At 56.1% G+C, this 15,068-nt stretch carries 14 protein-coding genes; 3 read left to right on the forward strand and 11 right to left on the reverse strand.

Annotation, left to right across the window (positions count from 1 at the left end):
* Positions 1-62 precede the first annotated feature (62 nt).
* From dinF to E3U32_RS00855, 3 genes are all read right to left on the reverse strand, one after another.
* On the reverse strand, positions 63-1,400 hold the full coding sequence (dinF, locus tag E3U32_RS00845; protein WP_134347319.1) for an MATE family efflux transporter DinF: 1,338 nt from the start codon (positions 1,398-1,400) through the stop codon (positions 63-65).
* Between the two features lie 63 nt (positions 1,401-1,463).
* Positions 1,464-2,072: a transcriptional repressor LexA gene (lexA, locus tag E3U32_RS00850; RefSeq protein ID WP_024906710.1), complete on the reverse strand. Its 609-nt coding sequence runs from the start codon at positions 2,070-2,072 to the stop codon at positions 1,464-1,466.
* 108 nt (positions 2,073-2,180) lie between these two features.
* Positions 2,181-2,549: a diacylglycerol kinase gene (locus E3U32_RS00855; RefSeq protein ID WP_028017941.1), complete on the reverse strand. Its 369-nt coding sequence runs from the start codon at positions 2,547-2,549 to the stop codon at positions 2,181-2,183.
* A gap of 154 nt (positions 2,550-2,703) precedes the next feature.
* On the opposite strand from E3U32_RS00855, the gene plsB reads away from it, so the two are divergent.
* Positions 2,704-5,124 carry a glycerol-3-phosphate 1-O-acyltransferase PlsB gene (plsB, locus tag E3U32_RS00860; RefSeq protein ID WP_134347320.1) on the forward strand — a complete coding sequence of 807 codons (2,421 nt, stop codon included), beginning with the start codon at positions 2,704-2,706 and terminating at the stop codon, positions 5,122-5,124.
* A 118-nt stretch (positions 5,125-5,242) separates the two neighbouring features.
* On the opposite strand, the gene gntU is transcribed toward plsB, so the two are convergent.
* From gntU to E3U32_RS00885, 5 genes are all read right to left on the reverse strand, one after another.
* Positions 5,243-6,583: a gluconate transporter gene (gene gntU / locus E3U32_RS00865; protein ID WP_023310036.1), complete on the reverse strand. Its 1,341-nt coding sequence runs from the start codon at positions 6,581-6,583 to the stop codon at positions 5,243-5,245.
* Between the two features lie 3 nt (positions 6,584-6,586).
* The gene (gene gntK / locus E3U32_RS00870) at positions 6,587-7,114 is read right to left on the reverse strand and encodes a gluconokinase (protein ID WP_008503362.1); all 528 of its coding nucleotides are present in this window, start codon (positions 7,112-7,114) and stop codon (positions 6,587-6,589) included.
* A 126-nt stretch (positions 7,115-7,240) separates the two neighbouring features.
* Positions 7,241-8,236 (reverse strand): gluconate operon transcriptional repressor GntR, encoded by a 996-nt coding sequence (gntR, locus tag E3U32_RS00875; protein WP_021242747.1) that lies wholly within the window; start codon positions 8,234-8,236, stop codon positions 7,241-7,243.
* A gap of 101 nt (positions 8,237-8,337) precedes the next feature.
* On the reverse strand, positions 8,338-9,033 hold the full coding sequence (locus E3U32_RS00880; protein ID WP_014171990.1) for a pirin family protein: 696 nt from the start codon (positions 9,031-9,033) through the stop codon (positions 8,338-8,340).
* Between the two features lie 123 nt (positions 9,034-9,156).
* Positions 9,157-10,194: an oxidoreductase gene (locus E3U32_RS00885; protein WP_134347321.1), complete on the reverse strand. Its 1,038-nt coding sequence runs from the start codon at positions 10,192-10,194 to the stop codon at positions 9,157-9,159.
* A gap of 255 nt (positions 10,195-10,449) precedes the next feature.
* On the opposite strand from E3U32_RS00885, the gene yhhY reads away from it, so the two are divergent.
* Entirely contained in the window at positions 10,450-10,938 is a 489-nt protein-coding gene (yhhY, locus tag E3U32_RS00890) for an N-acetyltransferase (RefSeq protein WP_134347322.1), read from the forward strand.
* 86 nt (positions 10,939-11,024) lie between these two features.
* On the opposite strand, the gene ggt is transcribed toward yhhY, so the two are convergent.
* Entirely contained in the window at positions 11,025-12,767 is a 1,743-nt protein-coding gene (ggt, locus tag E3U32_RS00895) for a gamma-glutamyltransferase (RefSeq protein WP_134347362.1), read from the reverse strand.
* A gap of 126 nt (positions 12,768-12,893) precedes the next feature.
* Between ggt and E3U32_RS00900 the strand changes: the two genes are divergently transcribed.
* The gene (locus E3U32_RS00900; protein WP_134347323.1) at positions 12,894-13,271 is read left to right on the forward strand and encodes a DUF2756 family protein; all 378 of its coding nucleotides are present in this window, start codon (positions 12,894-12,896) and stop codon (positions 13,269-13,271) included.
* Here E3U32_RS00900 and ugpQ read toward each other — a convergent pair.
* A complete protein-coding gene (ugpQ, locus tag E3U32_RS00905; RefSeq protein WP_134347324.1) occupies positions 13,255-14,001 on the reverse strand; it encodes a glycerophosphodiester phosphodiesterase in 747 nt (248 codons plus the stop codon). The two genes, E3U32_RS00900 and ugpQ, sit on opposite strands and share 17 nt — an antisense overlap.
* Positions 13,998-15,068, reverse strand: coding sequence for a sn-glycerol-3-phosphate import ATP-binding protein UgpC (locus E3U32_RS00910; RefSeq protein ID WP_134347325.1), 1,071 nt, complete (start codon positions 15,066-15,068; stop codon positions 13,998-14,000). Before E3U32_RS00910 ends, ugpQ begins: the two co-directional genes overlap by 4 nt.

Below are 15,068 nucleotides of genomic sequence, written 5' to 3' on the forward strand. Positions count from 1 at the left end.
GACGTAATGATTATTGTAGTTAAGGATTCGGCAGTTGGTTTCATATTCGGAATCTTTAACCGTCACGATATATCGTGACGCGAGGGGAACCAGGTATTGTTCCGCCAGTGGCGCCGCCAGATAAAAGCCAGCGATATCCCCCGCAGCGAGAGGAAGACGGCAAGGGCCAGCCATAAACCGTGGTTACCAAGCCACGGGAGCGTCAGCAGCGTCAGGCCAAACCCTGCCGCAGCGACAGCCATGCTGTTACGCATTTCGGCTCCGCGCGTCGCACCAATAAACATGCCGTCCAGGAGATAACACCAGACGCCGACCACCGGTAAAATCACCTGCCAGATAAGGTAATGGCTCGCCAGCTCGCGCAGTGAAGAAAGAGAGGTGAGTAACGCAACGATCTGCTGGCCAAAACAGGCGTAAACCAGACCAAACGCCAGCGCGACCAGTCCCGACTGACGGCAGGCTGCCCGCCAGACATCCTGGAGCTGCCCGCTTTCGCGCGCACCGTATGCCTGTCCAGAATGCGCTTCAACCGCATAGGCAAAGCCGTCCAGTGCGTAGGCAGTAAAGGTCAGGAGCGTCATCAATACCGCGTTGACCGCGACAATTTCTGGCCCCAGCCGGGCCCCGAAAACCGTCAGCGCGCCGAAACAGAGTTGAAGAAGCAGCGAGCGCAGCATGATGTCACGGTTGAGCGCCAGCAGCTTACGGATATTCCCACGCCATGCGGTTTTAAGCAGCGCAAGGGAGATCCCGCGCATCGCCAGAACACGCCAGACCATCCACAGACCAATAATAAAGGTCCCGTATTCTGCAATCGCAGTCGCCAGTGCCGCCCCCTGCACGTTCATGTGCAGGCCCATCACCAGCCAGATATCCAGCACAATGTTGAGAAGGTTACCCACCACCAGCAGAATCACTGGCGCACGGGCATACTGTACGCCCAGTAGCCACCCCAGCAGGACCAGGTTTGCCAGCGAGGCGGGCGCGCTGAGCCAGCGGATTTCAAGGAAACGTCGCGCCTGCTCCAGTACCGCCTCGCTGCCGCCCACGATATGGAGCGCAAGGTCAATCAGGGGAGCGCGCAGTAAAACGATTAACGCACCCGCACCAAGCGCAAGTATCAGCGGCTGCACCAGCGCGCGAGCCAGACGCAACGGATCTTTTGCACCATAAGCCTGTGCGGTAAGTCCGGTGGTACTCATGCGCAAAAAGAGCAGCAACATAAACAGGAAGCTCGTTGCCGTCGCGCCAATGGCCACGCCGCCAAGATAAACAGGGGAATCAAGATGACCAATAACAGCAGTATCGACCAGACCCAGCAAGGGCACGGTGATGTTGGAGAAAATCATCGGCAGAGCAAGACGCCACAATGCCTTATCTGATGCCGTCAGCAGTGACATGAAAAATACCGGGAGCAGGAAATGAATCAGGCTACAGCGGAGCCGTAGCCTGTCAGGAAGAGATTAGAGCCATTCACCGTTGCGAATGACCCCAACCGCCAGTCCTTCGATAGAGAAATTATGCTCACGGAGATCCACCACAATCGGGGAGAACTCATTGTTTTCAGGCAACAACTGGACGGTGTTACCCTGTTTTTTAAGACGCTTGACGGTGACTTCGTCATCGATGCGTGCGACCACAACCTGGCCATTGCGCACATCCTGCGTTTTGTGAACCGCCAGCAGATCGCCGTCAAGAATGCCGATGTCTTTCATCGACATACCGCTTACGCGCAGCAGGAAATCAGCGCTCGGTTTGAACATGGCTGGATCGACCTGGTAGTGGCCTTCAATATGCTGCTGTGCCAGTAAAGGCTCACCTGCAGCAACACGCCCCACCAGCGGAATGCCCGTCTCTTCTTCCACCAGCAGGCGGATACCGCGGGACGCGCCCGAAACAATCTCAATCACGCCCTTACGCGCCAGCGCTTTCAGGTGTTCTTCGGCAGCATTCGGAGAACGGAAGCCCAGACGCTGAGCGATTTCCGCACGCGTGGGTGGCATACCCGTCTGGCCGATATGATCCCGGATGAGATCAAACACCTCTTGCTGCCTGGTCGTTAACGCTTTCATTCCGCCCCCTGGGTGTATATACAGTTATGCTGTGAGTATATACAGTCAAAGGCGATTTTGGAACCAAAAACTGCACAAAAAACCAGGGACTTAATTATTCCTCGAGGCTCATCGGAAATGTGACCAAAGCAGCGTGACCCAGGTGATAACGGCGGTGATAATCGCCAGCAACACGGCAGCAGAGCCCATGTCTTTTGCCCGGCCAGAGAGCTCGTGGAAATCAGAACCTATACGGTCAACAACAGCCTCAATAGCGCTATTAAGAATTTCCACTATCATCACCAGAAGCACGGAGCCGATCAGAAGAACGCGTGTTATCGCATCAATATCAAGGAAACAAGCGATAATCACCGCGATGATAGCGGCGACGCCTTCCTGGCGAAAGGCGGCTTCATTGATCCACGCGGCACGGAAACCTTTCCAGGAATAGCCGGCGGCTTTGATGATTCGGGTTAACCCAGTGGTATTATTGGCCATTAAAAGAACCTTTTATTGGAAATAGCGTCAGTAACTACAGGAGCAGCGCGTTTCGCTGCCGCCTTAAGTATGACGGGTAACAACAGAAATTTTGCGCGCTTTCTGTTATCCTTGCGCCGCAATTGCATTATTAACCAGAGGCTTTACATCGTTTATGTCCGGCTGGCCACGAATTTACTACAAATTACTTAATTTACCATTAAGCATCCTGGTAAAAAGCAAGTCTATCCCAGCAGAACCCGCGCTGGAATTGGGGCTCGATACGTCACGTCCTATTATGTACGTTTTGCCTTATAACTCGAAGGCAGACTTACTGACGCTTCGCGCCCAGTGTCTGGCGCATGATTTACCTGACCCGCTTGAACCGCTGGAAGTTGACGGCACTCTGCTGCCGCGCTACGTGTTCATTCATGGTGGACCTCGCGTGTTTACCTATTACACGCCAAAAGAAGAGTCCATCAAGCTGTTCCATGACTATCTGGACCTGCACCGCAGCAATCCTGACCTGGATGTGCAGATGGTGCCGGTATCGGTGATGTTTGGTCGCCGCCCGGGTCGTGAAAAAGGTGAAGAGAATCCACCTCTGCGCATGCTTAACGGCATCCAGAAGTTCTTCGCGGTCTCCTGGCTGGGACGCGACAGCTTTGTGCGCTTCTCTCCTTCCGTTTCGCTGCGTCGAATGGCGGACGAGCATGGCACCGACAAGATCATCGCGCAAAAACTGGCGCGCGTGGCGCGTATGCACTTCGCTCGTCAGCGTCTGGCTGCCGTTGGGCCGCGTCTCCCGGCGCGTCAGGATCTGTTCAACAAGCTGTTGGCTTCCAAAGCGATTGCCCGCGCCGTTGAAGACGAAGCGCGCAGCAAGAAAATTTCACATGAGAAAGCGCAGCAGAACGCCATTGCGCTGATGGAAGAGATCGCAGCGAACTTCTCTTACGAGATGATTCGCCTTTCCGATCGTATTCTCGGCTTTACCTGGAACCGCCTCTACCAGGGCATCAATGTTCATAACGCCGAGCGTGTACGCCAGCTGGCGCATGACGGTCATGAAATTGTCTATGTTCCCTGCCACCGCAGCCACATGGACTACCTGCTTCTTTCTTATGTGCTCTATCACCAGGGGCTGGTACCGCCGCACATCGCTGCCGGTATCAACCTGAATTTCTGGCCAGCAGGTCCGATTTTCCGCCGCCTGGGCGCCTTCTTTATCCGTCGTACCTTCAAGGGCAACAAGCTCTACTCCACCGTTTTCCGCGAGTATCTGGGCGAGCTGTTCAGCCGCGGTTATTCCGTTGAGTACTTCGTCGAGGGCGGTCGTTCACGTACCGGACGTCTGCTCGATCCGAAGACCGGCACGCTGTCGATGACCATTCAGGCCATGCTGCGCGGCGGGACTCGCCCTATCACGCTGGTGCCAATCTACATTGGCTATGAGCATGTGATGGAAGTGGGTACTTACGCGAAAGAGCTGCGTGGGGCGACCAAAGAGAAAGAGAGCCTGCCGCAGATGCTGCGTGGCTTGAGTAAGTTACGCAACCTGGGCCAGGGCTACGTGAACTTTGGCGAGCCGATGCCGCTCATGACGTATCTGAACCATCACGTACCGGAGTGGCGCGAGTCCATCGATCCTATCGAAGCGATTCGTCCGGCCTGGCTGACGCCAACGGTTAACGGCATTGCGTCCGAGCTGATGGTGCGCATTAACAACGCCGGTGCGGCTAACGCCATGAACCTGTGCTGTACGGCGCTTCTGGCTTCGCGTCAGCGCTCGCTGACCCGTGAACAGCTCACAGAGCAGCTGGATTGCTATCTGGATATGATGCGCAACGTGCCGTATTCGGTTGATTCAACCGTGCCTTCTGCGACCGCCAGTGAGCTTATCGATCACGCGTTGCAGATGAACAAGTTTGAAGTCGAAAAGGACACGATCGGCGACATCATCATTCTGCCGCGTGAGCAGGCAGTGCTGATGACGTACTACCGCAACAACATCACCCATATGCTGATGCTGCCGTCGCTTATGGCGGCCATCATCACCCAGCATCGCCGCATCTCGCGTCAGGAGCTATTGCGTCACGTTGATACGCTCTATCCGATGCTGAAAGCGGAGCTGTTCCTGCGCTGGAGCAAAGATGAGCTGGCAGGCGAGCTGGATAAACTGACGGAAGAACTGCGTCGTCAGGGGCTGATCACCGTCACGGATGAAGAGCTGCACATCAATCCGTCACGCTCCCGTACCCTGCAGCTGCTGGCAGCCGGTGCGCGCGAAACGCTGCAGCGCTACGCCATTACGTTCTGGCTGCTGAGTGCAAACCCGTCGATCAACCGCGGTACGCTGGAAAAAGAGAGCCGGACGCTGGCACAGCGCCTGTCTGTTCTGCACGGCATTAACGCCCCTGAATTCTTCGACAAAGCGGTCTTCAGTTCTCTGGTTCTGACGCTGCGTGACGAAGGCTTCATCAGTGATACGGGCGATGCCGAGCCGGAAGAGACGCTGAAGGTATACCAGATGCTGGCAGAGCTGATCACCTCGGATGTGCGTTTGACGATTGAGAGCGCCACTCAGGACGAGTGACAATAAAATGCCGGGAGGTGGTTTCACCTTTCCCGGCCTGTCGTTCTGCATAATATAAAGGCCCGGTAAGCGCTAACGCTACCGGGCCTTATTTTTAAGCCTTATTAACTCACCGCATTTAGCTCAGCAGCGTAAAGGCAATCATCCCGACAATCGCACCCGTCGTGCCGAGGATGGTTTCCATCAGCGTCCAGGTTTTCAGGGTTTGTGCTTCGGTGGCGCCGGTGAATTTACCGAACAGCCAGAAGCCTGCGTCGTTAACGTGGGAGACCACAATCGAACCGCCTGCGATACAGATAGACAGCGCGGCCATCTGCGCACCAGAGTAGTTCAGCTGTTCAATCACCGGCATCACCAGACCCACGGCGGTTAAACACGCCACAGTTGCGGAACCCTGGATGATACGCACCGCCGCAGCCAGCACAAAGCAGGTTACCGCAATCGGCAGACCCATACCGGTCAGCGCTTCACCCAGAGCCGGGCCCACGCCAGAATCCACCAGTACCTGCTTGAACACGCCGCCTGCACCGATCACCAGCAGGATAATCCCCGCAGGCTGCAGCGCTGCACCGCAGATCTCCATCACCCGGTCTTTCGGCATCCCCTGACGCATCGCCAGGCCGTAAATCGCCACCAGACAGGCCACCAGGATCGCCGTGAACGGGTGACCGATGAACTCAAACCACTCGTAGGCAGAAGACCCTACCGGCACAAAGCGTGCGGCGATGGTTTTCAGACCCACGAGAACCAGCGGCAGCAGGATCAGCGACAGGCTGAAGCCGAAGGATGGCATTTTGCCTTCGCCCAGGTGCGGCTCGGTGACGTCATCCGGAATGTGCAGCTCAACGTAACGGCTGATGAAGTTGCCCCACAGCGGGCCGGCAATAATCATCCCCGGGATCGCCGCGCACAGGCCAATCAGAATCATCCAGCCAAAATCAGCGTGCATCTGGGAGGCGAGCAGCATCGGCGCGGGTCCTGGCAGCAGAAACGCTGCGGCTGCCGCCACGCCCGCAAACAGTGGAATAACCAGCTTCACGAGGTTAGTGCCGGTATGGCGCGCCATGGAGAACGCGACGCTTATCAGCAGCACAACGGCCACTTCGAAGAACAGCGGCAGCGCGCAGATCAATCCCGCCAGACCTATCGCGTAGTGCGCGCGGCTGTGGCCAAAGGATTTCAGCATTTTGACGGCAATCTGGTCGACTGCGCCCGTCTCGTGCAAAATCTTGCCAAACATCGCGCCAAGTGCGACCACAATCGCCAGGAAGCCCAGCGTGCCTCCCATCCCTTTTTCCATCGTCGCAGCGATCTTGTCGAGCGGCATCCCAGAAAAGAGACCTGCACCGATAGAAACCACCATCAAAGCAACAAAGGCGTGCATACGTGCCTTCATCACTAAAAACAGCAGCAGCAATACGGAACCCACTGCTGTCAAAACTAGCGTTAATGTACTCAAAACTTACTGCCTTTTATTAATGACCTCGATGGTGCTGGCTACAACACCTTCCAGTGACTGATCGATATCAACCACTAAGACGTCTTTCTCATCTTCACCCGGCTCCTGCAGCGCTTCGAACTGCGTCACCAGCATCTGAGTTTTGAAGAAGTGACCTTTACGCGCCTTCAGGCGGCTTTCAATCACCTCGAAGTCCCCTTTCAGGTAGATGAAAGAGAGGTTCGGATTGCCGTCACGCAGCAGGTCGCGATAGGTTTTTTTCAGCGCAGAGCAGACAATAAGGGAGACTTTGTTGGTGCGCTGCATGGCGAACGCGGCGTCATTCAGCGCCTGCAACCACGGTTTGCGGTCGTCGTCGTTCAGCGGCTCGCCGGAGGCCATTTTCATGATGTTGCTGCGCGGATGGAGGAAGTCACCATCCAGAAACGCAGCCTGGAGTTGATGCGCCACTTCGCTGGCCACGGCTGATTTCCCGCTACCGGAAACGCCCATCAGGACGTAGACGTGGTGATCATGATTAGTCGTGCTCAAAGGGTGTCCCTCAGTCAATTGTTACGGGTAACAGTTATCGGTAACATTGTCCTGCCGGGGCAAAAGAGAAGCAATATCCAAACGTGCGCGAAGTGAATAAGTGTGAGCTACTTCAAATTTGTCAGTTCAAATAGATCCACCCGGTGACAAGGTGAAACCTAAATCTAACATTTTCGGGGTAACCGTCTCGCCACGAATGCGCGCCAGCAGGCGTTCTGCGCCAATACGGCCCATACGTTCACGCGGGGTCAGGACGCTTGCCAGACGTGGCTCCATCACCTGTCCAATGTCGTGGCCGTGGAAACCGGCGATCGCCATATCATCAGGGATCTTCAGCCCCAGACGCTGACACTCAAACGCCGCGCCGACCGCAAGGTCATCGTTGGTACAGAAAATACCGTCCAGTTGCGGATACTCGCGTCGTGCCTGACGCATCAGCTCAATACCCGACGTATAGGAAGAGGATTGCTCCACCATCACGCTGTACGGGGTTAAGTTCGCGTCGAGCATTGCCTGCTCGTATCCCTTCTGTTTGATGATAGTACGTTCATCAAGACGCGCACCCAGATAGGCGATATGACGATGCCCGCGGGCGATAATTGCCGCCGTCATCTGACGCGCCGCTTCGAAGTTATCAAAGCCCACGGCGATGTCGAGGCACGGCGACTGGCTGTCCATCAGCTCCACCACCGGAATGCCGGCGACTTCAATCATTTTGAGCGTGCGGGCAGTGTGGGTACGTTCGGTTAAAATCAGGCCGTCAATGTTCCAGGAAAGCATGGACTCCAGACGTTCTTCTTCCAGTTCCGGCTTATAACCGTAGTGGGCGAGCATGGTCTGATAACCAAAAGCGTCAGTGACGCTTTCAATACCGCGCAGGACTTCGGCGAAAACCTGGTTGGTTAAGGAAGGCAGGAGGACCCCCACCGCACGGCTGGTCGCATTGGAGAGAATATCGGGTGCACGGTTGGGGATATAACCCAGTTCATCAAGGGCAGCGGCAATCTTGCCACGTAACGCCACGGAAACCTGTTCCGGGTTACGTAAAAAACGGCTGACCGTCATTTTGGTCACACCGACGCGATCGGCGACATCCTGAAGTACGGGGCGTTTCTTTTTCATCGTCCTGAGAAATCTTGAAGTGAGAGATTTTCTCAGTTTATCACGGACAAAGCCCATCCTTCCCCTGTCATAGGGAAGGATGGGCATTTATTTATGATTTATTACACCGGCGGCAGGTCAAACAGCAGAATTTCACTTTCGCTGTCGGCATGAACGGAGAGCGCCTGCTCATCCCAGATAGCCAGACCATCGGCGGTTGTCGCTTTGGTGCCGTTGATGGACACTTCACCTTTCACCACCTGGATCCACACGCGGCGGTTAGCGGCAATCTGATGCACAGACTGTTCATCTTTCGCCAGCGCCCAGCGGTACAGTTCCATATCCTGATGTACTTTCAGGGAACCGTCACGCGCATCCGGGGACAGTACCAGCTGTTTGCCCTGTTTCGCATCGAAGCGGCGCTGCTCGTAGCGTGGCGTGATACCGGTTTCTTCTGGAATGATCCAGATTTGATACAAGTGCAGTTTTTCCGTTTTGCTCGGGTTGTACTCGGAGTGACGCACCCCGGTACCCGCGCTCATAATCTGGAACTCGCCCGCCGGAACCTGCTCTTTGTTGCCCATGCTGTCCTGGTGCTCCACCGCCCCTTCCAGCACATAGGTCAGGATTTCCATGTCTTTGTGCGGGTGGGTGCCGAATCCCTGGCCTGCATCAATCACGTCGTCGTTAATGACGCGCAGTGCGGAGAAGCCCATGAAGTTCGGGTCGTAGTAGTCGGCAAACGAGAATGAATGCCATGAGTCCAGCCAGCCATGATTCGCGTGACCACGTTCGTTTGCTTTGCGTAAGTAGATCATTGTTTTCACCCTCAGTTCGTTTCGATGGAGTAAGTGTGGACGCAAACCGTCTGGGATCATAGAGGGTGAAAATTGACTCCTCTGTTCAAAAATTATGAACAAGCGCAGAGGAGCCATTTTTGCTTATTTCGCGAGGGTTACCGTGGCAGGAGAAGCCTGTTCGAAGGCCCGTTCGAGGATTTCAAGATTGGTCAGAACGTCAGATTCCTTGACGTAATTCGGCGTACCATTGGTGAGGGTCTCAAACAGCGCATCATAGACGCGACCATAGTCGCCAGTTTCCGGTTTCAGCGTTTCTTTGACCGTCACGCCCTCGTCGTTCACATACTCCAGCACGCCAACGGAATCATCCGCCGCAAATCCCGGCTCACCCGGCATGATGTTGGCCTTCAGGCTGGTCTCCTGCTGGTCAATACCGTACTTAATGAACGAACCTTTGGCGCCGTGAACGATAAATTTCGGATAGTCGATTTTCACCAGATGGCTGGTCTTGACGATGGCTTTGAGGTCGCCGTAGAACAGCTGCGCTTCAAAGGTATCGTCCGGGTTGGCTTTATTCCGCAGGCTGCGGATGTCATAAGCGACATGATCCGGGCGGCCAAACAGGGAGATGATCTGGTCCATGGTGTGCACGCCCAGCCCGTAGAAGGAACCATCCTGCGGCAGCCCGGGCTGGGTTTCAACCACCGGGCGGTAGTAGTCGAAGTGACTTTCAATTTCCACAATGTCGCCCAGCTTGCCGCTTTCAATCGCTTTTTTCGCCGTCAGGAAGCAGCTGTCAAAGCGACGGTTCTGATACGGCGTAACGGTCAGTCCTTTGCTTTTCGCCAGCGCGAACAGCGCTTTCGCTTCCGCGATAGTCGGGGTGAAGGGCTTTTCTACCAGCACGTTTTTGCCCGCTTCGAGCGCGCGTTTCGCATAGTCAAAATGGCTGTCCGCATGAGTGCAGACAATAACCAGTTTAACCTGCGGGTCGCCCAGTACCTCATCGAGATCGCTGGTGAAATGAATATGGGAATACTGCGGGTATTGCTCTTCCGGCTTCGCGCGGCGGCGGTAGATATGGGCCACATGCCAGGTATCTTTACGGTGAAGAACGTACGGAAGGTGGTAACGCGTGGTGCTTTTGCCAAATCCAATAAATGCGCAATGTAGTGTCATGGCTCAGTCCTTTTTAAGGTTACTGAGTCTAACCATAACAAAAAAAAAGCCAGCTAGAAGCTGGCTAAAGTAATACTGGAAGCAATGTGAGCAATGTCGTGCTTTCAGGTTCCCGTAGCGGTCTTCCTGAATGCAGAGCAATAATAATCATTCTCATTCGCACTTGTCCAATACTTTTTGCAAAAAATAGCGGTTGACTCAAATTTTAAAGTCATTGATGTTGGAAGGGACCTTTAACTGACTGAGGAATAAGGAATGAGTGAGATAGTGATACGCCACATCGAACCCAGCGATGCAGAAGCTTTGCGTGACATCATGTCGCATCCTGATGTGTATCACGACACGCTACAGCTCCCTCATCCCTCAATGGAAATGTGGCACGAACGCGTTGCGACAAAACCAGGCCGACGCCATCTTGTTGCCTGTCTGGAACAGCGCGTCATTGGGCATATGGCGCTGGACGTGATGGAAAACCCGCGTCGCAGCCACGTTGCCACATTCGGCATAAGCGTGGCTGCGGATATGCAGGGTCGCGGCGTAGGCCGCAGGCTCATGAGCGAAATGATTAACCTGTGCGACAACTGGTTACGCATTGAACGTATCGAACTGACGGTCTTTGCCGATAACCCAGCGGCAGTTGTACTCTATAAAAATTTTGGGTTTGAAATCGAAGGGACCGGCAGGAAATTTGCCCTGCGCAACGGCGAGTATGTGGACGCGTATTATATGGCGAGAATGAAGTAGTTATTTGCCGGGTGGCGGCTTCGCCTTACCCGGCCTACGTTCGTGCAGTTGTAGGCCCGGTAAGCGCAGCGCCACCGGGCAATATATCAATATCCCGCCGTCAAATCATCCACCGAACGCGGATCCGATGCCCCAAACAGCGCCCCGTCCGGCCCCACCATAATGCTCTGGGTGCTGCCCATCGCCTCTTTCACCGCCACCTTCTGCCCGCGCTGCTCAAGCAGTTTGATGGTATCCGGGCTAAACCCCTTCTCGACGCGCAGCTCATCCGGCAGCCACTGGTGGTGGAAACGCGGGGCATTGGTCGCTTCGGCGACGTTCATCCCAAAGTCGATACTGTTCACCACCATCTGCAGCACGGTAGTGATAATACGGCTACCGCCCGGGCTACCGGTCACCAGCCAGGTTTTACCATCTTTCACCACGATAGTGGGCGACATGGATGACAGCGGGCGTTTCTTCGGCCCTACTGCATTTGCATCGCCACCCACCAGCCCGTAGACGTTCGGCACGCCCGGCTTGGCCGAAAAGTCATCCATCTCGTTGTTAAGCAGAATGCCGCTGTTGCCCGCCACAATCCCGGTACCAAACGTGGTGTTGAGCGTGTAGGTCACCGCCACCGCGTTACCGTCTTTATCTACAACAGAGAAGTGGGTGGTCTGGTTACTTTCATACGGCGCCAGCTTGCCGGGGCGGATCTCGCTCGACGGTTTGGCCTTGTTGATGTCAATCTGATCGGCAATGGATTTGGCATACGCCTTGTTGGTCAGCGCCTGCCACGGCACCTTCACGAAGTCCGGGTCACCGAGATATTCCGACCGGTCGGCGTAGGCGCGTTTTTCCGCTTCCGCCATCACCTGCATGGCATCCGCACTGCCGAAGCCGAACTTGTGCATATCGAAGTTTTCGAGAATGTTGAGGATCTGCACGATGTGAATGCCCCCGGAAGACGGTGGCGGCATGGAGAACACTTCGTAGCCACGGTAGGTTCCGCTAATCGGCTCGCGCTCCACCGCTTTGTATTCCGCCAGATCCGCTTTGGTGATGAGTCCGCCGTTCTTTTGCATCTCTTCAGCAATCTGGTCTGCAATCGCCCCCTTGTAGAAGGCGTCCGGGCCGTGCTCCGCAATCAGCTCCAGGCTTTTGGCAAGGTTCTTCTGCACCAGCTTGTCGCCCTTCTTCAGCGGCTCGCCGTCTTTCCAGAAGATCGCTTTGCTGTTTTCATGATTCGGAATGACTTCGCTGCCGTAGGTTTTGAGATCGTCCGCCAGCGCATCGTTTACCACAAAGCCGTCGCGCGCCAGCTTGATGGCAGGCTGCACCACTTTATTCAGCGGCAGAGTGCCGTATTTTTCCAGCGCCAGAGAGAAGCCTGCGACGGTGCCCGGCGTGCCGGTCGCTAGATGCGAGGTCAGGGATTTTTTGCTGTCAGGGTTACCCTGATCGTCAAGGAACATATCGCGGGAGGCCTGAGAAGGCGCCATTTCGCGGAAGTCGATGGCGGTGGTTTTCCCGTCTTTGGTACGCAGCATCATAAAGCCGCCGCCGCCCAGGTTCCCCGCCTGCGGGTGCGTCACCGCCAGCGCGTAACCGACGGCGACCGCCGCGTCCACCGCGTTACCGCCCTCTTTGAGAATATCGACACCCACTTTGGTTGCCAGCGCATCCACCGATGCCACCATGCCATGCGTTCCACGCACGGGATGAAAAACATCTTCCTCCACGCCGTAAGAGACCGGAGGAGCCGCTGGCGGGTTGGCCGCCACGCTAAATGTGCCGCCGGCCATCAGCGCGGCGATCGCTACCCAGCGCAAAAACGTTGGTTTCATCATTATTGTTCTCCAGGTGATGGGGTCCATATTCCCCGCTTAAGCCTGGTTCACAACTCCTAAAAAATCATCGTCATGGTGAAATCAGGGTAAACTTAAGAGAGACCTCAAAAGGAGGAAATGACAATGAAACGCTTACTGATTCTTACGGCGCTGATCCCGTTTGCCGCGCTCGCACAGCCACTGAACACCATAAATAACCCGAACCAGCCGGGTTATGTTATCCCGAGCCAGCAGCGTATGCAGACCGAGATGATGAGCCAGCAGCAACAGCAGAAAGGGATGCTGAATCAGCAGTTGAAAATGCAAACCCAGATGCAGCAGCAGAGTCTGCAAAATCAGATGAACACCAACACCCAGCGCGTGCAGCAGGGACAGATACGTGAACAGCCGCTGCCCAATAAAAACGGCGGGATGTTAGGCGGCATGACGTCGTCAGGCAGCGGACAGCAGCATATGCTGCCGCCGCAGTCGAATGGCAGTATGCTTAATCCGCAGAACTAAAGTCCGGGCCGATGACGTCAATCGCATCGGTACAGATACTGTCCACGCCCCAGCGCAGCAGCTCGGCCGCGCGCTGGGGTTTGTTAACGGTGTAGACCAGAATATGCAGACCCGCGTCTTTCAGCATCCTCACCCGCGCCTCATCCAGCAGCTTGTGATTGAGATGGATAGAGACACACGCTAAGCGTGTCGTCAGCTCGCGCCAGTCCTCGCGCCACTCGTCCAGCAGCAGCCCACGCGGCAGCGCCGGCACGGCCGCCTGTGCCGCTTCCAGCGCGTCAATTTCAAACGACGACAGCAGCGGTGCCGTCATCCCTTCCCACAGCTCACGCGCGGCCAGCGCGATGACTTTGCCCGTCAGCGGCCCAGTACCGGTGGTCGGTTTGATTTCGATATTGGCCATCATGCCGTGCTGGCGACAGCGGTCCGCCACTTCCGCCAGCAGCGGCAGCGGTTCGCCTTTGAATTCGCCGCTGTACCAGCTTCCGGCGTCCACTTTCAGCAGATCGCGCCACGGCAGTTCCCCCGCCACGCCCCAGCCGTTGCTGGTGCGTTCGAGGTTATCGTCATGCAGCAGAAAGATTTCGCCGTCTTTCGACAGCTTGGCATCGAACTCGATCATCGTGTGGCCGTAGCGCGCGCCCGTGTCGATGGCCGCCAGGGTGTTCTCCGGTGCCAGTTTACCGCCGCCACGGTGGGCGACGATATGGGGATAAGGCCAGTTGCTCATACTCGTTGTCCTGTTTCACCGTCAAATAAGTGCAGGTGATTTTCCGGCAGGTGCAGCCACAGCGTACTGCCTGCTTTAGGGCGTTCCTGATGCGGCAGACGCACCACCAATTTTTGCTCGCCCCAGCGTCCGTGCGCAAGGTTATCTGCACCCAACATCTCCAGCGTGTCCATCACCAGCGGCACGCCGCCGTCCGCCTGAGAGGTTAAACCGATATGCTCCGGGCGGATACCGAGCGTCATCTTACGCCCGGCGTAGCCACGATAGTACCAGTTGATGGGCAGTGCCATCCCGCTTTCCAGTTCAAAGTGGGTGCCCGCGCTGCTGATCCGTCCTTCCAGCAGGTTCATTGCCGGGCTGCCGATAAAGCTCGCCACAAAGCGGGTGGCCGGTTTCTCGTAGACCTCCACCGGGGTGCCAATCTGCTCGGCGATGCCTTTGTTCATGACCATCACGCGCTGGGCGAGCGTCATCGCTTCGACCTGATCGTGGGTCACGTACAGGGACGTGGTTTTCAAACGGCGATGCAGCTGCTGCAGTTCAAGGCGCATCTGCACGCGCAGTTTGGCGTCGAGGTTAGAGAGCGGCTCGTCGAACAGGAACACCGCCGGATCGCGCACGATGGCGCGGCCCATCGCCACGCGCTGGCGCTGTCCGCCGGAGAGTTCGCGCGGGCGGCGCTTGAGCAGGCCGTCCAGCTCCAGAATGCGCGCCGCTTCTTTCACGCGCTCGTCGATGTGGCTTTTGCCCATTCCGCGAATTTTCAGCCCCCAGGCCATGTTCTCTTCCACGCTCATGTGCGGATAAAGCGCATAGTTCTGGAACACCATCGCGATGCCTCTGTCTTTTGGCTCCATCTCGGTGACGCGCTGGCGGTCAATCCAGATATCCCCGGACGTCACGCGCTCCAGCCCCGCCACCATGCGCAGCAGGGTGGATTTGCCACAGCCGGACGGGCCGACCATCACGATGAATTCCCCGTCCGCCACGTCGAGCGTGAGCGGCTGAATGACCTGGGTTTTGCCGTCCCAGCTTTTGGTTACTGCCTGAAGTTTTAAACCTGCCAT

The organism is Lelliottia nimipressuralis (assembly GCF_004402045.1).
Classification (GTDB): Bacteria; Pseudomonadota; Gammaproteobacteria; order Enterobacterales; family Enterobacteriaceae; genus Enterobacter; species Enterobacter chinensis.

Excerpts from the sequence above, each read along its gene's own strand:
- lexA (WP_024906710.1), bottom strand. The coding sequence starts at position 2,072 with ATGAAAGCGTTAACGACCAGGCAGCAAGAGGTGTTTGATCTCATCCGG.
- E3U32_RS00885 (WP_134347321.1), bottom strand. The coding sequence starts at position 10,194 with ATGACACTACATTGCGCATTTATTGGATTTGGCAAAAGCACCACGCGT.
- dinF (WP_134347319.1), bottom strand. The coding sequence starts at position 1,400 with ATGTCACTGCTGACGGCATCAGATAAGGCATTGTGGCGTCTTGCTCTG.
- E3U32_RS00910 (WP_134347325.1), bottom strand. The coding sequence starts at position 15,068 with ATGGCAGGTTTAAAACTTCAGGCAGTAACCAAAAGCTGGGACGGCAAA.
- E3U32_RS00900 (WP_134347323.1), top strand. The coding sequence starts at position 12,894 with ATGAAACGCTTACTGATTCTTACGGCGCTGATCCCGTTTGCCGCGCTC.
- E3U32_RS00855 (WP_028017941.1), bottom strand. The coding sequence starts at position 2,549 with ATGGCCAATAATACCACTGGGTTAACCCGAATCATCAAAGCCGCCGGC.
- yhhY (WP_134347322.1), top strand. The coding sequence starts at position 10,450 with ATGAGTGAGATAGTGATACGCCACATCGAACCCAGCGATGCAGAAGCT.
- E3U32_RS00880 (WP_014171990.1), bottom strand. The coding sequence starts at position 9,033 with ATGATCTACTTACGCAAAGCAAACGAACGTGGTCACGCGAATCATGGC.
- ggt (WP_134347362.1), bottom strand. The coding sequence starts at position 12,767 with ATGAAACCAACGTTTTTGCGCTGGGTAGCGATCGCCGCGCTGATGGCC.
- plsB (WP_134347320.1), top strand. The coding sequence starts at position 2,704 with ATGTCCGGCTGGCCACGAATTTACTACAAATTACTTAATTTACCATTA.
- gntR (WP_021242747.1), bottom strand. The coding sequence starts at position 8,236 with ATGAAAAAGAAACGCCCCGTACTTCAGGATGTCGCCGATCGCGTCGGT.
- ugpQ (WP_134347324.1), bottom strand. The coding sequence starts at position 14,001 with ATGAGCAACTGGCCTTATCCCCATATCGTCGCCCACCGTGGCGGCGGT.